The 22,287-nt window shown below is 74.8% G+C and carries 22 protein-coding genes; 15 read left to right on the top strand and 7 right to left on the bottom strand.

All coding sequences use genetic code 11. The features are described 5' to 3' along the window. Positions 1–20 precede the first annotated feature (20 nt). Positions 21–722 carry an MmpS family transport accessory protein gene (locus GA0070624_RS00240; protein ID WP_141714909.1) on the bottom strand — a complete coding sequence of 234 codons (702 nt, stop codon included), beginning with the start codon at positions 720–722 and terminating at the stop codon, positions 21–23. Positions 723–739: 17 nt separating this feature from the next. After that, positions 740–1,645, bottom strand: coding sequence for an MmpS family transport accessory protein (locus GA0070624_RS00235; RefSeq protein WP_141714908.1), 906 nt, complete (start codon positions 1,643–1,645; stop codon positions 740–742). A 256-nt stretch (positions 1,646–1,901) separates the two neighbouring features. Here GA0070624_RS00235 and glmS point away from each other — a divergent pair, with 256 nt between their 5' ends. Beyond that, positions 1,902–3,815, top strand: coding sequence for a glutamine--fructose-6-phosphate transaminase (isomerizing) (gene glmS / locus GA0070624_RS00230; protein WP_091335501.1), 1,914 nt, complete (start codon positions 1,902–1,904; stop codon positions 3,813–3,815). Positions 3,816–3,895: 80 nt separating this feature from the next. Here the strand turns inward: glmS and GA0070624_RS00225 are convergent, their stop codons facing one another. Both GA0070624_RS00225 and GA0070624_RS00220 read right to left on the bottom strand, forming a co-directional pair. Continuing rightward, the gene (locus tag GA0070624_RS00225) at positions 3,896–5,551 is read right to left on the bottom strand and encodes an alpha/beta hydrolase (protein WP_245718601.1); all 1,656 of its coding nucleotides are present in this window, start codon (positions 5,549–5,551) and stop codon (positions 3,896–3,898) included. Beyond that, positions 5,548–5,844, bottom strand: a complete 297-nt coding sequence (locus GA0070624_RS00220) for a type VII secretion target (RefSeq protein WP_091335498.1) — start codon at positions 5,842–5,844, stop codon at positions 5,548–5,550. The genes GA0070624_RS00225 and GA0070624_RS00220 overlap by 4 nt, the downstream gene beginning before the upstream one ends. Before the next feature lie 231 nt (positions 5,845–6,075). Here GA0070624_RS00220 and GA0070624_RS00215 point away from each other — a divergent pair, with 231 nt between their 5' ends. Genes GA0070624_RS00215 through ung form a run of 6 tightly spaced genes read left to right on the top strand, consistent with a single transcriptional unit; the run spans position 6,076 to position 11,466 of the window. After that, on the top strand, positions 6,076–6,444 hold the full coding sequence (locus GA0070624_RS00215; protein WP_091347837.1) for a holo-ACP synthase: 369 nt from the start codon (positions 6,076–6,078) through the stop codon (positions 6,442–6,444). A gap of 49 nt (positions 6,445–6,493) precedes the next feature. Next, a complete protein-coding gene (locus tag GA0070624_RS00210; protein WP_091335495.1) occupies positions 6,494–7,963 on the top strand; it encodes an NAD(P)H-hydrate dehydratase in 1,470 nt (489 codons plus the stop codon). 49 nt (positions 7,964–8,012) lie between these two features. Next, the gene (gene alr / locus GA0070624_RS00205; protein ID WP_091335491.1) at positions 8,013–9,131 is read left to right on the top strand and encodes an alanine racemase; all 1,119 of its coding nucleotides are present in this window, start codon (positions 8,013–8,015) and stop codon (positions 9,129–9,131) included. Then, positions 9,128–10,225, top strand: coding sequence for an alpha/beta fold hydrolase (locus tag GA0070624_RS00200; protein ID WP_091335488.1), 1,098 nt, complete (start codon positions 9,128–9,130; stop codon positions 10,223–10,225). The genes alr and GA0070624_RS00200 overlap by 4 nt, the downstream gene beginning before the upstream one ends. Next, positions 10,222–10,704: a tRNA (adenosine(37)-N6)-threonylcarbamoyltransferase complex ATPase subunit type 1 TsaE gene (tsaE, locus tag GA0070624_RS00195; RefSeq protein WP_091335486.1), complete on the top strand. Its 483-nt coding sequence runs from the start codon at positions 10,222–10,224 to the stop codon at positions 10,702–10,704. The genes GA0070624_RS00200 and tsaE overlap by 4 nt, the downstream gene beginning before the upstream one ends. Before the next feature lie 60 nt (positions 10,705–10,764). Then, complete coding sequence (gene ung / locus GA0070624_RS00190; RefSeq protein ID WP_091335484.1) at positions 10,765–11,466, top strand: uracil-DNA glycosylase; 702 nt, start codon at positions 10,765–10,767, stop codon at positions 11,464–11,466. Here ung and GA0070624_RS00185 read toward each other — a convergent pair. Then, a complete protein-coding gene (locus GA0070624_RS00185; RefSeq protein ID WP_091335482.1) occupies positions 11,455–11,754 on the bottom strand; it encodes a hypothetical protein in 300 nt (99 codons plus the stop codon). The genes ung and GA0070624_RS00185 overlap by 12 nt on opposite strands. A 340-nt stretch (positions 11,755–12,094) precedes the next feature. On the opposite strand from GA0070624_RS00185, the gene tsaB reads away from it, so the two are divergent. The 6 genes from tsaB (at position 12,095) to GA0070624_RS00155 (ending at position 18,190) form a co-directional block, all read left to right on the top strand. Next, the gene (gene tsaB, locus GA0070624_RS00180; protein WP_091335479.1) at positions 12,095–12,772 is read left to right on the top strand and encodes a tRNA (adenosine(37)-N6)-threonylcarbamoyltransferase complex dimerization subunit type 1 TsaB; all 678 of its coding nucleotides are present in this window, start codon (positions 12,095–12,097) and stop codon (positions 12,770–12,772) included. Then, positions 12,769–13,251 (top strand): ribosomal protein S18-alanine N-acetyltransferase, encoded by a 483-nt coding sequence (gene rimI, locus GA0070624_RS00175; RefSeq protein ID WP_091335476.1) that lies wholly within the window; start codon positions 12,769–12,771, stop codon positions 13,249–13,251. The genes tsaB and rimI overlap by 4 nt, the downstream gene beginning before the upstream one ends. Beyond that, a complete protein-coding gene (gene tsaD, locus GA0070624_RS00170; protein WP_091335473.1) occupies positions 13,244–14,290 on the top strand; it encodes a tRNA (adenosine(37)-N6)-threonylcarbamoyltransferase complex transferase subunit TsaD in 1,047 nt (348 codons plus the stop codon). Before rimI ends, tsaD begins: the two co-directional genes overlap by 8 nt. Before the next feature lie 35 nt (positions 14,291–14,325). After that, positions 14,326–14,580: a hypothetical protein gene (locus GA0070624_RS00165; protein ID WP_091347834.1), complete on the top strand. Its 255-nt coding sequence runs from the start codon at positions 14,326–14,328 to the stop codon at positions 14,578–14,580. Between the two features lie 149 nt (positions 14,581–14,729). Further along, positions 14,730–16,436: an ABC transporter ATP-binding protein gene (locus tag GA0070624_RS00160; protein WP_091335470.1), complete on the top strand. Its 1,707-nt coding sequence runs from the start codon at positions 14,730–14,732 to the stop codon at positions 16,434–16,436. Beyond that, positions 16,433–18,190: an ABC transporter ATP-binding protein gene (locus GA0070624_RS00155; RefSeq protein WP_091335467.1), complete on the top strand. Its 1,758-nt coding sequence runs from the start codon at positions 16,433–16,435 to the stop codon at positions 18,188–18,190. Before GA0070624_RS00160 ends, GA0070624_RS00155 begins: the two co-directional genes overlap by 4 nt. Before the next feature lie 80 nt (positions 18,191–18,270). On the opposite strand, the gene GA0070624_RS00150 is transcribed toward GA0070624_RS00155, so the two are convergent. Continuing rightward, positions 18,271–19,002 carry a DUF4142 domain-containing protein gene (locus tag GA0070624_RS00150; RefSeq protein ID WP_091335464.1) on the bottom strand — a complete coding sequence of 244 codons (732 nt, stop codon included), beginning with the start codon at positions 19,000–19,002 and terminating at the stop codon, positions 18,271–18,273. A gap of 159 nt (positions 19,003–19,161) precedes the next feature. Here GA0070624_RS00150 and GA0070624_RS00145 point away from each other — a divergent pair, with 159 nt between their 5' ends. Together GA0070624_RS00145 and GA0070624_RS00140 are read left to right on the top strand one after the other, a co-directional pair. After that, the gene (locus GA0070624_RS00145) at positions 19,162–19,737 is read left to right on the top strand and encodes an ArsR/SmtB family transcription factor (RefSeq protein WP_218105087.1); all 576 of its coding nucleotides are present in this window, start codon (positions 19,162–19,164) and stop codon (positions 19,735–19,737) included. After that, entirely contained in the window at positions 19,734–21,092 is a 1,359-nt protein-coding gene (locus GA0070624_RS00140; protein ID WP_091335462.1) for an MFS transporter, read from the top strand. The genes GA0070624_RS00145 and GA0070624_RS00140 overlap by 4 nt, the downstream gene beginning before the upstream one ends. A 4-nt stretch (positions 21,093–21,096) precedes the next feature. Here the strand turns inward: GA0070624_RS00140 and GA0070624_RS00135 are convergent, their stop codons facing one another. After that, a complete protein-coding gene (locus GA0070624_RS00135; RefSeq protein WP_091335459.1) occupies positions 21,097–22,278 on the bottom strand; it encodes an ROK family protein in 1,182 nt (393 codons plus the stop codon). Positions 22,279–22,287: the final 9 nt, after the last annotated feature.

The raw sequence follows: 22,287 nt of genomic DNA, 5'->3' as shown, positions 1-22,287 counted from the left end.
CGGACACTTCAACCCCGCCGTCAAGCGCCGCAGGTGACCCGCCAGCCCCCGTCGCCGGTCAACTCGGCGACCGGTGGGCGGCCGTCGACCGTGAGCGCGCAGGCGATGCTCCGTCCGCCCTTGTCGTCGACCTTGTAGGCCATGACGGACGCCTGGCTCGGATCGTCGGTGCGGATCTGCCGGTGCCAGGGCAGCGAGACTCGTTCCACCAGGACGAGCAGACCGTTCGCGTCCTGGTACTGGATGTCCACCGGCCCCTGGCCGGTCACCTCGTACCTCACTGCGAACCGGCCCGGTCCGTTGGACGGGGTCGAGGCGGGCCGCTGGCTGGGCGTCGGGTGAGGTGAGGGCGGTTCGGACCGCGCCTGGCCCGCGTCCGTGTCCCCGGACCCGGCGGGGGCGACCGGGACCTCCTGCCGCGGCTCCCTGGCCTGCGGGCCGTCGCCGAACGGGTGGACCGGCAGGTTGACCAGCAGGCTGACGACCGCGAGCAGTCCGCAGACCGCCAGCACCACGACGGCGAACGCCGAGAGGACGATCGTGGTCGTCCTGCCGTCCCCGGCCGGCCGCCGCCGCTCCCCCGCGCGGGGTGGACCGCCCGGTCGGTCCGGGGCGTCCCCGGTCCGGACCGGCGTCGGCTCGGCTGACGCGGCCGGCGGATCTGGCGGCGCCCACGGCGTGGCGGCCGGGTCTCTCGGGTCGGTCGGGCTCCCATCGCCCACGTCGTCAGCCTCCATCCTCACTCTGGTGCACACGTGGTGCGCCAGATCCCGTCGACCGCGTCGACGACCGGTGCGCCGGCCCCGGTGACGGTCACCTTGCAGCTGATCGGCAGGTCGGCGCCGGCGGACCAGGTGGCCTCCACCATGACCCGGCTCTTCCCGTCGGTGCGGATCGTGATCCGCCAGGGTAGCTGCACGCCGTCGACGTGGATGAGGTCGCCCTCGGCGTCGAAGTACGAGATGTCGGCCCGGCCGTCCCCGGTGACCTCGTAGACCACCGTCACGGGGGCGGGCCCGGCCGTCGGGCGGGTGACCGGCCGCTGGGTCCGGGCCGGCGTCGGGGAGAGGGTGGGTTCGGCGGGCGGCTCGGTCCAGCCCTGGTTCGGGTCGTGGAGACTGGGCTCCTCGACCACCTGGGGGTCTTCCGACAGGCGCGCCACCACGCCCACGCCGAAGCAGCCGCAGAAGAGGATCGCCACCACCGTCGGCGCCGCGATCCAGATCCGGGAAGTCCGCCCGCCGCGCGTCGCCGGCGCCGAGGGGTGCGCGAAGGGCGGCGAATCCGAGGGATACCCGAAGGTCTGCGCCGCCGTGCCGGGTGGCGGAACGGCGGCGGTCGGCGCGCCGAGCGGTGCTGGCGGGAAGGTGCCGAACGCCGGCTGGGTGGCGCGCGGCGAGCCGGCGGCGGTGGCGTCGGGGCTCATGGTGGGGACGGGCGGTCCGGCGGCGGTGGCGTGGGGACCCGGGGCGGGCGGCGTTTCCGCGGCGGGCCGCGACCAGGCGAGGGGCCACGGATCGGGCGTGGCCCAGGGCTTCGGCGCCGGCAGCGGGTCGGGCGGTGCCCACGGCGCGGGGGCGGCCGGGCCGCTCGGGCCCGGCCCGGCCGGGGGTCGCGGGTCGGGGGATGGTGTCGCCTCGGACATCGCTCAGCTCCGCAGGGAACGGGCGCGGACGACCGCGGATGGTGGGGTCCGACCCGGCGTCAGTCGGCACGGCACCCAGGTCGGGGCCCTCAATGTACGTCGGGGACACCATCGGAGGTCCCTCATGCAGGCCCGAACCGACGGCAGGGGATTTGTCTGATGCTTGGTCCGCGTTCACCTGATCGCTCAAATTCCGTGATCGTTTACCGGCCTTCCGAGCACCCGCGATGAGCGAAACTGGGTTAGGCTGCCACCCATGTGTGGAATCGTGGGTTACGCCGGCGGGCGCCCGGCGCTGGGCATCGTTCTGGACGGACTGCGGCGACTGGAGTATCGCGGCTACGACTCAGCCGGCGTCGCCATCGTCTGCGAGGACGAGCTGCTGACCGAGAAGAAGGCCGGCAAGCTGGCCAATCTGGAGAAGGTGCTCGCCGAGCGGGCGGCCGCCGACCCGGAGTCCTGCGGCGCCAGCCCGATCGGCATCGGCGACGGCACCACCGGCATCGGGCACACCCGCTGGGCAACCCACGGCGGCCCAACCGACCGTAACGCCCACCCCCACCTGGCCCCCGACGGCCGGGTCGCGGTGATCCACAACGGCATCATCGAGAACTTCGCCAAGCTCCGCGCCGAGCTGGAGGCCGACGGGGTCGAGTTCGCCAGCGACACCGACACCGAGTGCGCCGCGCACCTGCTCTCCGCCGCGCTGGCCGAGCTGCGCTCGGCCGGCGAGGTCGACAGCCCGCAGCTGCTCGCCTCCGCCATGCGGGTGGTCTGCCAGCGGCTGGAGGGTGCCTTCACGCTGCTCGCCGTCGACGCCGGGATCCCCGGCGCGGTGGTGGGCGCCCGGCGCAACTCGCCGCTGGTGGTCGGCCGCGGTGACGGGGAGAACTACCTGGCCAGCGACGTGGCCGCGTTCATCGAGCACACCCGCGACGCGGTCGAGCTGGGCCAGGACCAGATCGTACTGATCACCCCGGACAGCATCGAGATCACCGACTTCGCCGGCCAGCCCGCGACCGGCAAGGACTTCCACATCGACTGGGACTCGTCGGCCGCCGAGAAGGGTGGCTACGACTGGTTCATGCTCAAGGAGATCGAGGAGCAGCCGCAGGCCATCGCCGACACGCTGCTCGGCCGGCTCACCGAGAGCGGCGAGATCGCGCTCGATGAGGTCCGCCTCAGCGAGCAGGACCTGCGCGACGTCGACAAGATCTTCATCGTGGCCTGCGGCACCTCCTACCACGCCGGCCTGGTCGCCAAGTACGCCATCGAGCACTGGACCCGCATCCCCTGCGAGGTGGAGCTGGCCAGCGAGTTCCGCTACCGCGACCCGGTGCTGGACCGGTCCACCCTGATCGTGGTGATCTCGCAGTCCGGCGAGACCATGGACACGCTGATGGCGCTGCGCCACGCCAAGGAGCAGAAGGCCCGCGTGCTGGCCATCTGCAACACCAACGGCTCCACCATCCCGCGCGAGTCCGACGCGGTGCTGTACACGCACGGCGGCCCGGAGATCGCGGTCGCGTCCACCAAGGCGTTCCTCACCCAGGTCGTCGCGTGTTACCTGATCGGGCTGCACCTCGCCCAGGTACGCGGGATCAAGTTCGCCGACGAGGTCGGCGCCGTGGTGGCCCAGCTCCAGGAGATGCCCGGCAAACTGCGCGAGCTGCTGGACCGGATCGAGCCGGTCCGCGAGCTGGGCCGTGAGCTGAAATCCGAGCCGACCGTGCTGTTCATCGGCCGGCACGTGGGCTACCCGGTGGCCCTCGAAGGCGCGCTGAAGCTCAAGGAGCTGGCGTACATGCACGCCGAGGGCTTCGCCGCCGGTGAGCTGAAGCACGGCCCGATCTCGCTGATCGACAAGGGCACGCCGGTGATCTGCATCGTGCCGTCGCCGGTCGGCCGCGGCCTGCTGCACGACAAGGTCGTCTCCAACATCCAGGAGGTGCGGGCCCGCGGTGCCCGGACCATCGTGATCGCGGAGGAGGGCGACCAGGCGGTCGTCCGCTACGCCGACCACCTGATCTACGTCCCGCGTACGCCGACGCTGCTGGCCCCGCTGGTGACCACGGTGCCGCTCCAGGTGCTCGCCGCCGAGATCGCCGCCGCCCGTGGGCACGACGTCGACCAGCCGCGCAACCTGGCCAAGTCGGTCACCGTCGAGTAGTCGACCGGCCCATCCGAACAGCCCCCGGAGCCCCCTGCCCCGCGCCCGCGGACAGGGGGCTCCGTCGTCGCCGCGCCCGCTCATCGGCCCAGCACGATCCGGGCCATGCCGTCCAGCGCCGGGTTGCCGGGGTCCCAGTAGCCGGTGTGGCCGTACCGGCCGCTGGGGAAGCGCCGGCCGCCGAAGCCCGGGTCGCTCGGGTCGTGCCCGAACCAGAGCTCGTGGTCGGTACGGTCGAGCAGCCCCGCTGCCGGGCCGAGGGGCGTCGCGCCGAGCACCGCCCTGCGGGCCAGCTCGTCCGGCGGCCGGGCCAGCCGGATCACGTCGTCGGGCGCGGTGCTCGACCAGACCTGCCCGGGCGGCATCCGCAGCTCGGCGGCGTGCTCCACGCCTACCCCCGGCGAGCCCACGAAGACCAGCGCATCGGCGCTCAGCCCGTGGTCGCGGGCGGCGGTGCCCACCACCACCGACCCGTAGCTGTGGCCGAGCACGGTCTGCCGAGCGGGCGGGCCCTCGTGCGAGGCTCGCAGCCCCTCCTGGAACCGATGCAGGGCCGGCCCCGCGTCCCGGGCCTGACCACTCCACGCCGCCTCGTGGAGAAAGTCGGGCGCGTCGTAGTCCAGCCAGAGCACGGCCGCGGTCTCCTCGGCCGGGGCGAGCGCAGTGCAGCGGTCCAGCACCCGGGCCGCCCGGCCCAGCTCGCCGCGGGCGTCGGCCAGGTCCGCGGTCATCCCCGGCACGTACGTCAGCACCGCGTCGGCCCGGTCCGGGTTGCCCAGTGCCACGATCGCCCGCCCGTCGCCGGCCGGATCGAGCCCGAGCAGGTACGCCCGGGGTGACCCCGGTGCCGCCAACCGCTCGGCCAGCCCGTCCAGGCCGCGCAGGGCCCCCATCACCCGGGCCAGCCGGGCCACCTCCAGCGGCCCGAGGGGCGCCCGGCGCAGCAGCCGTCGCTCCTGCGCCAGCAACGCCTCCCGCTGGTCGGCCAGGAGCAGCCGGTTGGCCTGGTCCCGCGCCGCCACCGGCACCCCGTCGAGGCGACCGATCCGGGCCGGCTCGTGCAACACCAGCCACCGCCGCTCGGCCGGCGTGAGCCCGGCCCACCAGCGACTCACCTCGGCAGGGCCGGCACCGGCCGGCGGTCGCCCGGCGGGTGGGACGCTCACCCAGCCCACGCCGGACGCGGCCGACAGCTCGGCCAACCGGCCGGCCGCCTCCCGGTCGGCCGCCCCGGCCAGCGCCAGCGCCTCGCGCACCGCGGCCGCCACCTGGGCCACCCCGGGACCGGCCCGTTCGACGGGGCGCGGCACGGCCGGATCCGCCCGGACCCGCCCAGACCGGTCGATCAGCACCCGACCGGCGTCGGCGAGCGCGACCGCCGCGGCGAGCCGGGCCTTCGCCCCGCTCAGCCGGGTGGCGAACTCGGCGAGCACCTGGTCGACCTCGATCAGGGCGGGGAGCACCGCATCGAGCTCGGTCCGGAGGCCGGTGAGCCGTCCGTCCGCCGCGACCGCCGCCCCGCCGGACCAGCCCGGGCGCAGGGCTGCCCCCCGGGCGTCCAGCTCACCGGCCCGCCGCTGCACCGGAGCGGTCAGCCCGCGCCAGGCCGCCCCTGCCGCGGCCCAGCCGGCCGGGTCGGCCGACCAGAGCTGCGCGTACCCGACCGGCTGCGGCGCGGCGCCCCCGGACGGTGTGTGCGGGGCGCGTCGGGCCGGGATCGGGGCGTGCCCGGTCACCGGGGTAGCCCGGCCAGCCGGCGCGCGGCCCGGTCGTCCACCGCCTCGTAGCCCTCCGCCGCGGTGCGGACGGCGTCGGCGGTCGCCGCCACCCGGGCGGCGAGGCCCCCGCACCAGCGGTGCACCGCCGACTCCAGCTCGGCCAGCGCCACCCCGGCGAGCCATCCGTCGGCGGGCGGCACCAGCCCCGACACCCCGGCCAGCCCGTGGGCCAGCCGGTACGCGTCCTCGCCGAGCGCCCGCGCGACCTCGCGAAGCAGCTCGGGCTCGACGGCGAAGGGCTCCTCGGTCATCGAACTCCCCGTGTCCCGGCGCCGTCGACTCGGTCGGCGGCGGATCGACGCCCGGCGTCGGCGAGGGCCGAGGCCGGGCGGGCAACGGTGCGGACGCTAGGCAGCGCGGCACCTGAAGCGCCGGCCCTGTGGACAACGGGCGGTGGTCGTACCCGGGGGTTGTCCACAGGCGTTGCCCACAGCGGAGCCGGTGGCTAATCTTCGGCCGCGCCCGCCGGTAGGGTGAGCTTCGTGATCGTGGCTGTCGGCATCGACGTCGTGCTGGTGGACCGGTTCGCCCGGTCCCTGGCGCGGACGCCGCTGCTCGCCGACCGGCTCTTCACCGAGGCCGAGCGGTACACCCGCTCCGGCAACCCGCGTTCGCCGGAGTCGATGGCCGCCCGCTTCGCCGCCAAGGAGGCGGTGGCCAAGGCGCTCGGCGCCCCGGCCGGGCTGAGCTGGCACGACTGCGAGATCGTGCCGGACCCGGACGGCCGTCCCTGGCTGACCGTCTCCGGCACGGTGGCCGCGGCGTCCCTCGAACGCGGGATCAACCGCTGGCACCTGTCGTTGTCGCACGACGGCGGGATCGCCTCGGCGATGGTGGTCGCGGAACGCTGATCGGCCGGGCGGGCGGCCGGTCCGCCCGGGGGGACAGGACGGGGTGGGCATGAAACCGGTGTGGCGGGTCGCGGACGTACGCGCGGCGGAGGCGGGGCTGATGGCCACCCTTCCGCCCGGGACGCTGATGAAGCGCGCCGCCGCCGGGCTGGCCCGCCGCTGCGCGCTGCTCCTCGCCGACCGGGGCGGCCTGTACGGGGCGCGGGTGCTGCTGCTGGTCGGCTCCGGCGACAACGGCGGCGACACCCTGTACGCCGGCGCCCACCTGGCCCGGCGCGGCGCCGCCGTGTCGGCCCTGCTGCTGACCCCCGGCCGGGCGCACGCCGAGGGGCTGGCCGCGCTGCGGGCCGCCGGTGGGCGGCTGGTCGACCGGCCCCCGGCCATGGTCGACCTGGTGCTCGACGGGATCGTCGGGATCGGCAGCACCGGCGGCCTCCGGGACACCGCCGAGCAGCTGGCGGCCAGCCTGGTGCGGCACTGCGGGCGGGACGGCACCCGGGCGACCGTGGTCGCGGTGGACGTGCCGAGCGGGGTCGCGGTGGACACCGGGCACGTGCCGCTGACCGCGTCCGGTCGGCACAGCGCGGTGCGCGCCGACGTGACGGTGACCTTCGGCGCGCTGAAGCCGGCCCTGGTGGTCGGGCCGGCCGCCGCGCTGGCCGGGCAGGTCGAGTTGGTCGACATCGGGCTGGAACCGTGGCTCCGCGGGTCGCCCGCGCTGCGGGTGACCGAGTGGTCGGACGTGGTCGACTGGTGGCCGCAACTCGGCCCGGCATCGGAGAAGTACAACCGGGGCGTGGTCGGGTTGGCGACCGGGTCGGCGACGTACCCGGGGGCGGCCGTGCTCTCGGTGGCGGGCGCGCTGGCCGGCCCGACCGGCATGATCCGCTACGCCGGCGGCGCCCGGGCGGAGGTGCTGCACCACCATCCGTCGGTGATCGCCACCGGCCGGGTCGCGGACGCCGGCCGGGTGCAGGCCTGGGTCTGCGGCGCCGGGCTCGGCACCGGCAAGGAGGCCGCCGCCGAGCTGCGCGCGGTGCTCGCCGCGCCGGTGCCGGTGGTGCTCGACGCCGACGCGCTGACCCTGCTGGTGGACGGCAAGATGGCGGACCGGCTGCGCGACCGGGACGCCCCGATCGTGGTCACCCCGCACGACCGGGAGTACACCCGGCTCTGCGGGGAGACGCCGGGTGCGGACCGGGCGGCGGCGACGCTGCGGCTGGCCGCCTGGATGAACGCGGTGGTTCTGCTCAAGGGGGACCGCACGGTGATCGGCACGCCGGACGGCCGGGCGTACGTCAACCCGACCGGCACCGCGGCGCTGGCCACCGGGGGCACCGGCGACGTGCTCGCCGGCCTGCTCGGCTCGCTGCTCGCCGCCGGGCTGCCGGCGGACCGCGCGGCCACCGCGGCCGCGTACCTGCACGGGCTGGCCGGTCGGGAGGCGGCCCGGACCGGACCGGTGACCGCGCCCGACGTGGCCACCGCGCTGCGCCCGGTGCTCGCCCGGCTGCCCTGACCCGCGCGGGTCGGCCCACCGTGATCACCCGGGAAGTAGGCTGGGGGTCATGTGGCAGTCGGAGGTACGCGTCGACCTCGACGCGATCCGGGACAACGTGACCGGGCTGAAATCGGGCACCAGCGCCGAGCTGATGGCGGTCGTGAAGGCCGACGGGTATGGCCACGGCATGGTCCCGGCCGCCCGCGCGGCCCTGGACGCCGGAGCGGACTGGCTCGGCGTCTGCACGCTGGGCGAGGCCCTGGGCCTGCGCGCCGCCGGGATCACCGCGCCGGTGCTGGCCTGGCTGCTCGACCCGGGGCTGCCGCTGCACGAGGGCGTCGCGGCCGGCGTCGACCTGGCCGCCGCCAGCCTGCCGCAGCTCGACGAGATGATCGAGGCGGGCCGCCGGGCGGACCGCCCGGCCCGGCTGCACCTGAAGATCGACACCGGGTTGTCGCGGGGCGGGGCGACCGTCGCCGACTGGCCCACCCTGCTCGAGGCGGCCGCGAAGGCCCAGGCCGATGGCCTGGTCGAGGTGGTCGGGGTGTGGAGCCACTTCGTGTACGCGGACCTGCCCGGCCACCCCACCACGGATCGGCAGCTCGCCGTCTTCGAGGAGGGGCTGGCCATGGTCGAGCGGGCCGGGCTGCGCCCGCGCTACCGGCACCTGGCCAACTCCGCCGCGACCCTGACCCGCCCGGACACCCACTTCGACCTGGTCCGGCCCGGGCTCGCGATCTACGGCCTCTCCCCGGTGGCGGGCGAGACGTTCGGGCTGCGTCCGGCGATGACCGCCCGGGCCCGGGTGATGCTGACCAAGAGGGTTCCGGCCGGCACCGGCGTCTCGTACGGGCACACCTACCTCACCGAGCGGGAGGCGACCCTGGCGGTCGTGCCGCTCGGCTACGCCGACGGGGTGCCCCGGCACGCCTCCAACAGCGGGCCGGTGCAGCTCGGCGGCAAGCGACGGACCATCTCCGGCCGAGTCTGCATGGACCAGTTCGTGCTGGACTGCGGCGACGACGAGGTGGCCGCGGGCGACGTGGCGACGCTCTTCGGCAGCGGCGCCGACGGGGAGCCGACCGCCAATGACTGGGCCGAGGCCGCCGGCACGATCAACTACGAGATCGTGACCCGGTTCGGCGGGGTCCGGGTGCCCCGCGTCTACGACGGCGAGCGGCCGTGACCCCGTCGCCCCGGTTCCGCATCCCCCGGCCCCGGAGCGCGGCGGGCAAGGTCGCCGGCGTGGTGGGCGCCGCCGTCGGCGTCGCCGCCGCCGGGCTCGCCGCCGGCGTGGTGAGCGAGCGCGTCCTGGTCCGCCGGCTCAAGGCCGACCCCACCGACCCGTACACCGAGGAGGTCTTCGACCAGCAGCGGTACGACGAGTCGTTCCGGCTGGAGCTGCCGGACGGCACGGACATCCACGTCGAGGTGGTGGAGCCGACCCGGCCGGTCTCCGGCCATCCGACCGTGATCCTGGTGCACGGCTTCTGCCTGGACATGGGGACCTTCCACTTCCAGCGCAAGATGCTCGCCGAGCGGGGCGACTACCGGATCGTGGCCTACGACCAGCCGGGGCACGGCCGCTCCGGCCGGCTGGAGACCGGCGACTACGACCTCGTCGCGCTGGGCCGGACCCTGCGCCGGGTGATCGACCGGACCGCGCCCGAGGGCCCGCTGGTGCTGGTCGGCCACTCGATGGGCGGAATGACGATCATGGCCCTGGCCGAGCTCTATCCGGAGCTGTTCGGCGACCGGGTGGTCGGCACGGTGCTGATGGCCACCTCGGGCGGGCTGCTCGCCGAGACCAAGCTGGTGGCGCCGGCCCTGCTCGGCCGGGTCGGCGGGCCGGTGCTCTTCATGATGAGCAACGCCACCCGGTACGGCGGCACGGTGATCGACAAGGCCCGCAAGTCCACCACCAACGTCGCCTGGCTGCTGACCCGCAGGTACGGCTTCGGCACCCCGAAACCCAGCCCGGCGCTGGTCTCGTACGTGGAGGCGATGAACTCGCGGACCTCCGCCGACACGGTGACCCGCTATCTGCGGACGTTGGCCACCCACTCCCGGTTCCCGGCGCTCGCCGCGTTGGCCGGCACGCCGGTGCTGGTGATCGTGGGGGACAAGGACATGATCACGCCGGTGACCCACTCCGAAGAGATCGTCCGGCGGTTGCCGCACGCCGAGTTTGTCAAGATCCACGACAGCGGGCACGTGGTGATGCTGGAGCACGCCGACGAGGTCAACGCCGCCCTCGCAGGCTTTCTGGAGCGGCTGTGACGGTCGTCGTCACGTTGCGGACGGTCGAGGACACCCACGAGTTCGGCCGGCGGCTCGCCGGCGTGCTGCACGCGGGTGACCTGCTGCTGCTCACCGGCCCGCTGGGCGCCGGCAAGACCGCGCTGACCCAGGGCATCGGCGCCGGCCTCGGGGTGCGCGGCGACATCACCTCGCCGACCTTCGTGATCGCCCGGGTGCACCGTCCCGACCCGACGCGCGGCGGCCGGGTGGCGCTGGTGCACGCCGACGCGTACCGGCTGGGGGACGCCGCCGACCCACGTGCCGAGATCGACGACCTCGACCTGGACGCCTCCGTGGACGAGTCGGTGACCGTGGTCGAGTGGGGCGAGGGGATGGTCGAGCAGCTGACCGACGCCCACCTGCGGGTCCGCATCGACCGGCGGGAAGACGACACCCGGGTGGTGACGTTGGAGCCCGTCGGTGGCGACTGGCCGCAGCGCCTGGCCACCCTTGACTGACGGCTGTCGTACCCGCTGCCTACAGTGCCCCGGACCGACCCGACAGGCGAAAGGTTGCCGATGCCCGACGACGCCCCCACGCTGGACCTGCTGGCGCTGCTCCCCGACGACTGGCGGGCGGTGCTGACGCCGCACCTGGACCCGGCCCGCACGGCGGCGCTGGCCGAGTTCGTCGCCTGGGAGTACGCGACCCATACCGTCTTCCCGCCGGTCGAGGACCTCTTCTCGGCCTACCGGCTGTGCGGGCTCCGGGGGTGCCGAGTGCTGATCCTCGGGCAGGACCCGTACCACAAGGCCGGGCAGGCGCATGGGCTCAGCTTCAGCGTCCGGGACGGGGTGACCGTGCCGCCGTCGCTGCGCAACGTCTTCAAGGAACTGGGCGAGGACCTGGGCCTGCCGAAGCCGCGCAGCGGCAACCTGAGCGGCTGGGCGGCGCAGGGCGTGCTGCTGCTCAATGCGGTGCTCACCGTCCGGCAGGCCACCCCCGGCTCGCACGCGAATCAGGGTTGGGAGGAGTTCACCGACGCCACCATCCGGGCCCTGGACGCGCTGGACCAGCGGGTGGTCTTCCTGCTCTGGGGCGGGTACGCCCGCAAGAAGGCGGCCCTGATCACCAACCCGCAGCACGTGGTGCTGGAGGCCGGCCACCCGAGCCCGATGAACCCGCGCGGCTACCTCGGCAGCCGCCCGTTCAGCGCGGCGAACAAGGCCCTCGCCGACGCCGGCCTGCCCACCGTCGACTGGGAGCGCTCAGCCGGCTGACCCCGCCCGGCCCGCGCCGCCGGCCAGCCGCGGCGGCAGGCCGCCGAACTCCTCCCATCGGGCGTTCCAGCGTTGCCCGTACGCCGCCTCGAGCCAGGCGGTGAAGCGGCCCGAGTCGCGCCAGCGCAGCGCGATCTCCACCCCGTCGACCGGGAGGGGCGCGCCCTGAAGTAGCGCGGCGGTGCTTTCGGTCAGCAGGTGGGGCAGATCGCCGAGGCGCTCGATCACCCGATCCAGCCCCAGGTCGTCGATCAGGTCGGCCAACGGCCGGGCGGCCAGCTCGGCCATCCTGGCGTCGAGGTGACTGTCCAGCGGCTCGATGGCGACGGCGAGCTGCAGGTCGAGCGCGGCGAAGAGGCGTGGCGAGACGACTCTCGGTCACCACCGGATCATGACTCGCCGCAGAGAGCGATATGCCTCTCCGTCATATTCATGCCTCAGAGTCATATCGCTCACGAGGTGATGGTAGGGCGCGAGCCTCACGCCTGTATCGGCCTCTGCCCGGGCATGCTGCCCAACGGGGAGGAGACGGGAGAGCGACCATCCAGCGCCTCGCGCAGGCGCCTCGCGCCGGCCTGGGACGGGGTGTGACCGGGCATGAGCGGGGAGCCGACTAGGCTGGCATACCGTGCTCGTACTCGTGGTGGACTCCTCGACGCCCGCGGTGACCGCGGCGCTGGTCGAGGTCTCGGCGGACGGCGTCGCGGCCCGCGCGCAGCGGTGCACCGTCGACGCCCGGGCGCACGGTGAACTGCTCGCCCCGCAGGTCGACGCGGTGTTGGCCGACGCCGACGCGCGCCCCCGCGACCTGGCCGCGATCGTCGCCGGGCTCGGCCCCGGCCCGTTCACCGGGCTGCGGGTCGGTCTGGTCACCGCCGCCACCATGGGTCAGGTGCTCGGCATCCCCACGTACGGAGTGTGCTCGCTGGACGGCCTCGGCCACCCGGTGGCGGCCGGCGAGCCCGTACTCGCCGCCAGCGACGCCCGCCGCAAGGAGATCTACTGGGCGGTCTACGACGGCGCCGGCGAGCGGATCGCCGGGCCGAACGTGGACGTTCCCGCCGTCGCCGCCGAACGGGCCCGCGGCCTGGCGGTCACCGTCGCCGTGGGTGACGGCGCCCACCGGTACGCCGACATCCTCGGCCTGCCGTTGCGGGCCGAGCCGCGCTACCCGGACGCGACGGCGCTGGCCGCGCTGGCCGCGGAGCGGATCCGGGCCGGCGCCCCCGGCGACCGGCTCACCCCGCTCTACCTGCGCCGGCCGGACGCCGTGGCGGCGGCCGGGCGCAAGCCGGTCCTGCCGTGAGCCCGGTACGGCTGAGCCGGTTCCGCTGGTGGCACATCGACGAGGTGCTGCCGATCGAGGCGGACCTCTTCGGCGTCGAGCAGTGGTCGCCGGCGATGTTCTGGAACGAACTGGCCAACGGGCACTACTACCTGATCGCCACGGACGACAGCGGCGACCTGCTGGGCTACGCGGGACTCGCCGTGGCGCCGCCGGACGAGGCATGGGTGCAGAACATCGCGGTCCGCCGGGACGCCCAGCGCCGGGGCGTGGGCCGCGCCCTGCTGGAGGCACTGCTCGCCGAGGCCGCCCGGCGCGGCGTCCGCAGCACGCTGCTGGAGGTCGCGGCGGACAACGCCCCGGCGCAGAAGCTCTACGCGTTGTACGGCTTCGAGCCGATCGGGGTGCGGCGCGGCTACTACCAACCGAGCAACACCGACGCGCTGGTCATGCAGCGCGTGGCGGAGCCGACGGAAGACGAGACAGGTCGCCATGGCTGATGAACCACTGATCCTCGGGATCGAGACCTCGTGCGACGAGACCGGCGTGGGCATCGTGCGCGGACACAGCCTGCTCGCCGACGCGCTCGCCTCCAGCGTCGAGGAGCACGCCCGGTTCGGCGGTGTCGTGCCGGAGGTGGCCAGCCGGGCCCACCTGGAGGCCATCGTGCCGACCATGGACCGGGCGCTCGCCGAGGCGGGGGTGAGCCTCGCCGACATCGACGCGATCGCGGTGACCTCCGGGCCGGGCCTGGCCGGCGCGCTGCTGGTCGGGGTGGCGGCGGCGAAGGGCTACGCGCTCGCCGCCGAGAAGCCGGTGTACGGGGTGAACCATCTCGCCGCGCACGTCGCCGTCGACACCCTCGAACACGGGCCGCTGCCCGAGCCGGCGGTCGCCCTGCTGGTCTCCGGCGGGCACTCTTCGCTGCTGCTCGTCGACGATCTGGCCCGCGGGGTAACCCCGCTCGGCGCGACCATCGACGACGCGGCCGGCGAGGCGTTCGACAAGGTCGCCCGGCTGCTCGGCCTGCCGTTCCCCGGCGGCCCGTACATCGACCGGGAGGCCCGCGCCGGCGACCCCGCGGCCATCGCCTTCCCGCGCGGGCTCACCGCGGCCAAGGATCTCGCCACCCACCGGTACGACTTCTCCTTCTCCGGCCTGAAGACCGCGGTGGCCCGCTGGGTGGAGGCCCGGCAGCGGGCCGGCGAGCCGGTGCCGGTGGCCGACGTCGCCGCCTCCTTTCAGGAGGCGGTCTGCGACGTGCTGGTCACCAAGGCGCTGGACGCCTGCCGGACCAACGGGATCGACACGCTGGTGATCGGCGGGGGAGTGGCGGCCAACTCCCGGCTGCGGGCGATGGCCGAGCACCGCGCGGCGAAGCACCACATCCAGGTCCGGGCGCCCCGGCCGAGGCTCTGCACGGACAACGGGGCGATGGTGGCCGCGCTCGGCTCGCACCTGGTGGCCTCGGGCGTCGCACCGAGCCGCCTCGACCTGCCCGCCGACTCCGCCATGCCGCTGACCATGGTCAGCGTGTAACGTTCCGCCGGCAACGGAGGTGGGGGATGGGTGACGTGATCGTACGAATGTGGGAGGCGCGCGCCGAGCCGTACGGCTTCGCCGACCTGATCACCTGGGTCTGCGACACCGTCCTGCCCGAGTTCGAGCACGACCCGCGGCACCTGTCCAGCGAGGTCTTCTCCTCCACCGACCACCGGCTGGTGGTGATCTCGAAGTGGCGGAGCACCCCCCGGGACCTGCCCGAGCCGCCGGCGATGCTGGTCGCCCGGCCGCCACACTCCTGGGACTTCACCCAGGTCGACCGCTGACCGGGCGGCGCCGGCGGTCGACCGGTGCGGGTCAGACCTGGAGCGTGCAGCGCGCGGTGCCCGTGCTCTGCGACATACGTCGCACCGGCCGCTGACCGGCGGGAATTCGTTGGCGCGGCGGCATGGCGTCCACCTAGCGTCGGCATGCCATGCGCTTCTCACCGGCCGGCGATCCCGGCACCCCCGACGACCGGTCCGCCACCCGCTACCTGGTGTGGCTGGCCGGCCGGCACCCGCTGATCTTCAGCGCCGGCATCGTGCTCGGCATCGTCTGGACGGTCGCCCAGGCGTTGATGCCGGCCGCCGTGGGCCGAGCCGTCGACGCCGGACTCGCTCACCGCGACCCGGACGCCCTGATGGGCTGGGGGCTGGCGCTGCTGGGGCTGGGCGTGCTCCAGGCGGTGGCCGGGATGCTCCGGCACCGGTGCGCGGTGCACAACTGGCTCGCCGCCGCGTACCGGACCGTGCAGGTGACCGTCGACGCCGCAAACCGGCTCGGCGCCGCCCTGCCCCGCCGGGTCGCCGCCGGCGAGGTGGTCAGCATCGGCACGGCCGACATCGAACACATCGGCAGCGCCATCGACATCACCGCGCGGGGCGCCGGGGCGATCGTCGCCATCGTCACCGTGGCGGTGATCCTGCTGGATGCCTCGGTGCCGCTCGGGCTGGTCGTGGTGCTCGGCGTGCCGCTGCTGATGAGCGTGGTCGCGCTGCTGATCCGGCCGCTGCACCGGCAGCAGCAGGCGTACCGCGACCAGGAGGGCCGCTTGACCGCCCGGGCCGGCGACATCGTCTCCGGGCTGCGGGTGGTCCGCGGGGTGGGCGGCGAGCCGGTCCTCTCCGCGCGCTACCGGGCGCAGTCCCAGGCGCTGCGCACCGACGGCGTACGGGTGGCCAGGGTGGAGTCGCTGCTGGAGGCGGCGCAGGTGCTGCTCCCCGGTGCGTTCCTGGTGCTGGTCACCTGGCTCGGCGCCCGGTTCGCGCTGCGCGGCGAGATCAGCGCGGGGCAGCTCGTCGCCTTCTACGGCTACACGGCCTTCCTGGTCAACCCACTACGCAACCTCACCGAGGCGGCCGACAAGCTGACCCGCGGGCACGTCGCCGCCCGGCGGGTGGTCCGGCTGCTCCAGCTCACCCCGGGGCTGGTCGACCCGGCCCGCCCGGTGCCGCTGCCCGCCGGGCCCGGCGAGCTGGTCGACGTCGAGTCGGGGCTGGTGCTGAGTCCGGGCCGGTTCACCGCGCTGGCCGCGACCGCGCCGGAGGAGGCGGCCGCGATCGCCGACCGGCTCGGCCGGTACGTCGACGCGGACGTGACGCTGCACGGCGTACCGCTGCGGGACGTGGCGCTGGCGACGGTGCGCGAGCGGATCCTGGTGGCCGACAACGACGCGCAGCTCTTCACCGGTCCGCTCCGAATGGAGCTGGACCCGCACGACGCGGCCGACCGCGCCACGGTCGAGGCGGCGCTGGTCGCGGCGAGCGCGATCGACATTGTGGACGCCCTGCCCGACGGGCTGGACAGCCGGGTGGCCGAGCGCGGCCGGGAGTTTTCCGGTGGCCAGCGGCAGCGACTGCGGCTGGCCCGGGCGCTGGTCGCCGACCCGGAGACGCTGGTGCTGGTCGAGCCGACCAGCGCGGTGGACGCGCACACCGAGGCGCGGATCGCCGACCGGCTCGGCGCGGCCCGGCGCGGCCGGACCACCCTGGTCTGCACCACCAGCCCGCTGGTGCTGAGCCGGGCCGACCAGGTGGTCTTCGTGGAGGACGGCAAGGTGGTGGCCGAGGGGCCGCACGACGAGCTGCTCGCCGCCGAGCCGCGGTACGCGGCCACGGTGAGCCGGGAGGAGGACCGATGAGCACGGCCCTGCCCGTTGCCGACGTCGACCAGGTCCGCCGGTACGCGCGTGCGCTCGTCCGGCGGCACCCGCGCCCCCTGGCCGCGGCGCTCGGCCTGCACGCGCTCGCCGCCGCCACCGGCCTGGTGGCGCCCCGGCTGCTGGGCGACCTGGTGGAGGAGATCTCGCGCGGCACCTCGACCGTCACCGTGGACCGGATCGCGCTGGCCATCGCCGGGTTCGTGGTGGTGCGGTCGGTGCTGGTCCGTTTCGCCCACCTGGCCTCGGCCCGGCTCGGCGAACGGGTCCTGGCCGAGCTACGCGAGGACTTCGTCGAGCGGGTGCTCGCCCTGCCGCTGTCCACCGTGGAACGGGCCGGCACGGGGGACCTGCTCACCCGGACCTCGCGGGACGTCTCCGCGCTGTCCCGGACGGTCCGCTTCGCGGTGCCGGAGACGCTGATCGCGGTCGTCACTGTGGTGCTCATCCTCGGCGCGCTGCTGCTGACCGGTCCGCTGCTCGCGCTGCCCTGCCTGCTCGCGGTGCCGGTGCTCTGGGCCGGCGCCCGCTGGTACCTGCGCCGGGCGCCGGAGGGATACCTGCGGGAGAACGCCGCCTACTCCGACATCACCGACGGGATCAGCGAGGCGGCCGAGGGGTCGCGGACCACCGAGGCGCTGCGGCAGCAGGCCCGCCGCCGGGCCCGCACCGAAGCCGACATCCGTCGGTCGTACGCCGCCGAGCGCTACACGCTGCGCCTGCGGACGGTCTTCTTCCCGGTGGCCGAGATCGGGTACGTGGTGCCGGTGGCGGCCACGCTGGTGATCGGCGGCTGGTTCCACCTCAAGGGCTGGGTCACCCTCGGGCAGGTCACCGCGGCCACCCTCTACGTGCAGCAGTTGGTGGACCCGATCGACCGGCTCCTCACCTGGCTGGACGAGCTGCAGGTCGGCGGCGCCTCGATGGCCCGCCTGCTCGGCGTGGCCGGCGAGGGCCCGGTCTCGCCGGCGTCCGCGCCCGGCACCGCCGCGGCCGGCACGGCGGACGGGGACCGGCGGCTCGCCGCCCGCGACGTCCGGTACGCCTACCGCGCGGGACACGACGTGCTGCACGGCGTGACCCTGGTGCCCCGTCCGGGCGAGAAGCTGGCCATGGTCGGCCCCTCCGGCGCCGGAAAGTCCACTTTGGGCCGGCTGCTCGCCGGGGTCCACGAGCCCCGGTCCGGTTCGGTCACGGTGGCCGGCCGATCCCTCACCGAGCTGCCCCTGGACGAGCTGCGTACGCACGTCGCGCTGGTCACCCAGGAGCACCACGTCTTCATCGGCACCCTGGCCGAGAACGTGGCGATGGTCCGACCGGGCGCCGCCGAGGCGGACATCCGGGCCGCGCTGGCCGCCGTCGACGCGCTGGGCTGGGCGGAGGCGCTGCCGGACGGGCTGGACACGGTGGTCGGCTCGGGCGGGCACCCGCTCTCCCCGGCGCAGGCGCAGCAGCTTGCCCTGGCCCGGCTGGTGCTCGCCGACCCGCACACCCTGGTGCTCGACGAGGCCACCTCGCTGATCGATCCGCGGGCGGCCCGGGAGCTGGAGCGGTCCCTCGCCGCCGTGCTGGCGGGGCGGACGGTGATCGCCATCGCGCACCGGCTCTTCTCCGCCCACGACGCGGACCGGGTGGCGGTGGTCGAGGACGGCCGGATCGCCGAGCTGGGCTCGCACGACGAGTTGGTCGCCGCCGGCGGCTCGTACGCGGCCCTCTGGCGCTCCTGGCACGGCTGAGGTGCAAGGAGGGGCCCCCTGTTAACGCCTCGTGTATAGCAGGGGGCCCCTCCTAACCAGCCGTCCCGCCGCGATGCGAGTCAGGTGCGGCGGAGGATGCGGTAAGTGGCGATGCCGCCGGTGCCGAGGGCGGCGAGGAAGACCAGCCAGACGACCGTGGTGCTGACCTCCACGCCGCCGCCGCCGCCGACGTTGGCGGCGGCCGCCGCGACGAGCGAGTCGCTCTGCGCCGGGGGCAGGGCGGCCGGCGGCAGCTGCTGCCAGCGGACCAGCCCGGTGCTCTCCAGCATCGCCATGTGGTCGGAGACGAACTTGTTGGCCTCGTCCGCGAGCTTGCGGACGGTGGCGTCCCGGGTGCTGGCCCGGACCGCGCCGATCACCGGGAAGATCTTGCCGTGCGCGACCCGGAGCCGGGTCACGAAGATCTGGTCGAAGCGGGCACCGCTGGCGTTCTGCATCTCGACCAGCCACCCCTTCTGCTCGGCGGTCGGCTCCGTGGGCAGGGTGGCGCCCAGCTTGTTGGCCGCGTCCACCACGAGCTGGTCGAGCACGCCGTGCTGTCGGGAGATCTCCGCCCCGATCTCCCGTACCCGCCGCGACTGGCCCTTCTCCGCGGCCATCTGGCCGGCCGGCATCTCCCAGAGCCCGGCCAGCCGTACGCCGTTGAGCAGGGTCATGTCGGCGGCGTTCAGCTGCGAACCCGGCGCGGCCAGGGCCACCCCGGGCAGCACGCCGAGCCCGGCGACGAGGGTGATGAGCAGCACCGCCACCCGGTGCGCTGGTCGGCGGCGTGCGGATCTGAGCGGTGCCATTGCTGCGGTGCCTCCTCGGTCCGACCCAACCCGTGCGTCGCGGACGACCGAACCCGCCGGCCGCCCGATCCGGACACTGGTACGGAGCACCGACCCGATCAGTTCACCGCCCCGGAGAAGGGCTTGCAAAGGAATCTTTGCAAAGATATCTTTGCCAATATGATGGCGAAGGAGATCAGACCTGACCCCACGGCGCTGCGCGGGCTCGCCCACCCGCTGCGGGTCCGCATCCTCAACCTGCTGCGCGAGCAGGGGCCCGCCACCGCGACACTGCTCGCCGATCGGCTCGGCCAGTCCACCGGCGCCACCAGCTACCACCTCCGCCAGCTCGCCCAATACGGCTTCGTGGTGGAGGATCCTGATCGGACGGTCGGCCGGGAGCGCTGGTGGCGGGCGGCGCACCGCAACACCGTCCTGGAGGGCGCGGTCGGCCACGCGGCGCCGGCCGAGACGGAAACGTACCTGCGCGCGATCGCGGCCCTGTACGCCGAGCGGGTCGACCGCTGGCTGAGCGAGCTTCCAGCATTGCCGGACGAGTGGTCCGACGCGACGACCCTCAGCAACTGGCGGCTCCGGCTCACCCCGACCGAGGCGGCCCGGCTGCACGACGAGCTCTTCGCCCTGCTCGAGCGGTACCGCCGAGACGAGCCGGAGAGCGAAGCACCGCCCGAGGCCCGGCCGGTGGTGCTCCAGGCCCAGCTCATGCCGTTCGTGACCGGGACGGAGGAATCGTGACCCGCCGCCGCACGCCGCTCGTCGGGCTGCTCGCCGCCGAGTTGATCTCACTCATCGGCAGCCGGATGAGCATGGTCGCGCTGCCCTGGTTCACCCTGGTCACCACCGGCAGCGCCGCCCGCACCGGCCTGGTCGCCTTCGCCGAGATGCTGCCGTACGTGCTGGCCTGCGGGCTCGGCGGCCCGCTGCTCGACCGGGTCGGCGCTCGCCGGGTAAGTGTCCTGGCCGACCTGGCGAGCGCCGCCGCGCTGGCCGCGGTGCCGCTGCTGTACCGACTGCACCACCTCCACTTCGGAACCCTGCTCGGGCTGATCGCCGCGGTCGGGCTGCTGCGCGGGTTCGGCGACACCGCCAAGCGGGTCGTCTTCCCGGAGACCGTGGCGGCCTCGGGGATGGCGCTGACCCGGGCCACCGCCCTGCACGACGGGCTGAGCCGGTTGGCCACGCTGCTCGGTGCCCCGCTCGCCGGGATCCTGATCGCCGCGCTGGACGCCGCGACGGTGCTGGCGCTGGACGCGGCGAGCTTCCTGTTGGCCGGTGTGGTGATCGCCGCTACGGTGCCGGCCCGGGTCCGCCCGGCCGGCCGGACGGCCGCGGTCGACGGCGATCCGAGGATCGTCGCCGCAGGCCGGACCGACCTGCCCGGCGACGGTGCGCGCCTGGACAGATTCCGTCGATACCTGGCCTCGCTCGCCGAGGGGTTGCGCTTCCTCTACCGGGAACGCCTGATGGGCGCGGTGACCCTGCTGCTCTTCGTCACCAACCTGGCCGACGCCGCCTACTCCTCGGTGTTGGCCCCGCTCTGGGCCCGCGAGGTGGCCGGTACGCCGACCGCGCTCGGCGTGCTCTCCGCGTCGTTCGCAACCGGCGCCGTGCTCGGCAACGTCGTCTTCACCGCCGTCGCGCCCCGGGTGCCCCGGTTCGCCGTCTTCACGGTGGGCTTCCTGGTCGCCGGCGCGCCCCGGTTCATCGCGCTGGCCGCGCTCGACCGGCTCTGGTCCGTCTACCTGATCTCCTTCGTCGCCGGGCTGAGCATCGCCGCGGTCAACCCGATCCTCGGCGCGCTGGTCTACGAGCGGGTCCCGGAGGCGCTGCGCGCCCGGGTGCTCGGCCCGGCGCACGCCATCTCCTGGGCCGGCATCCCGCTCGGTGGCCTGCTCGCCGGCTGGGCGGCGGCCGGTCTCGCGCTGCCGGTCGCCTGCCTGCTCTTCGGCGGGGCGTACCTGCTGGTCACGCTGGCGCCGTTCGTCGCGCCGGCCTGGCGGGAGCTGGATCGGCCGCCGTCCATCGACCGGCCACCTGGGGCGGGGGACCGGGTCGAGCCCCAGCGAGGCGAGACGGTGCCGACGGGCTGAGGCGTCAGCCGACGTCGAGCGGGTCGGCGAGGAGCCGCTCGAAGGCCAGTTCGGCAGCCCCGATCAGCGCCGCATCGTCGCCCAACTTCGGCGTACGCAGCCGCACGTGCTCGAGGCAGGCCGGCAGCCCGTTGCAGTTGAGCCGGCTGCGGACCTGGGCGGCCGCCGCGAGGTAGAGGTCGCGCATGGTGCCGCCGAAGATGACCATCTCCGGGTTGAAGATGTTGACCAGGTTGGCCACCCCGAAGCCGAGCCAGTCCCCGGCCTGGCGGACCGCCGTCTGGGCGGGGCGGTCGCCCCGCTCGGCGGCGTCGAAGACGGCCAGCAGCGCGTCCCGGCCCCGGGCGTCGGAGCGGCCGGCGGCCCGGAGCAGCCCGTGCTCGCCGATCTCGGTCTCCCAGCAGCCCCGGGAGCCGCACTCGCAGGGCGAGCCGTCGCGTACCACCACCATGTGGCCGACCTCGCCGCTGTAGCCGCCGTGCCCGGTCAGCCGGCGTCCGCCGGCGATGATGCCGGCCCCGACGCCGACGTCCCCGTACAGGTAGATGACGTTGTCGCAGCCGGCCGCGACGCCGCGGGCGTGCTCGGCGAACGCCGCCACGTCCGCCACGTTGCCGACCGTGATCGGCACGTCGATGCCCAGCTCGTCGGCGAGCGCGGCGCCGATCGGCTCGTCCACCCACCCGGTGGTCGGCCCGAGCCGGACCAGGCCGTCGGCCTTGCGGACCATGCCGCAGACCGCCACCCCGGCGCCGATGCAGATCGAGCCGGGCGGGACGCTCTGGTGCATCTCCTTGAGCGCGCCGGCCAGCAGTGGTGCGGTTTCCGCGGCGTCCAGGCCCCGCGGCCGGTCCAGGTCCCGGCGGTCGAGCACCTCCCCGCCCAGACCGATCCGCGCGGCCCGCAGTCGGTCCACCTCGATGCTGTACGCGTACGCGTAGACCCGGGCCGACTCGGGCCGGACGACCAGTGAGGGTCGTCCGGCCCGGCCGGTCTCCTTCGGCGTCCCCTCGCTGACCAGCCCGGCACCGGCCAGGTCGGCGGTCAGCGCGCCGATGGTGCTGCGGTTGAGCCCGAGCGTGGTGGTGAGTTCCGCACGGGAGGTCGCGCCATGGACGTGGACGTACCGCAGCAGCGCGCCCAGGTTCTGCCGCCGGATCTCGTCCTGGCTCGGTCCCGCCCGCATCGCTTCCGG

Source organism: Micromonospora rhizosphaerae, assembly GCF_900091465.1.
GTDB classification, from domain to species: domain Bacteria; phylum Actinomycetota; class Actinomycetes; order Mycobacteriales; family Micromonosporaceae; genus Micromonospora; species Micromonospora rhizosphaerae.
This window is presented reverse-complemented; position numbering and strand designations above follow the sequence as displayed.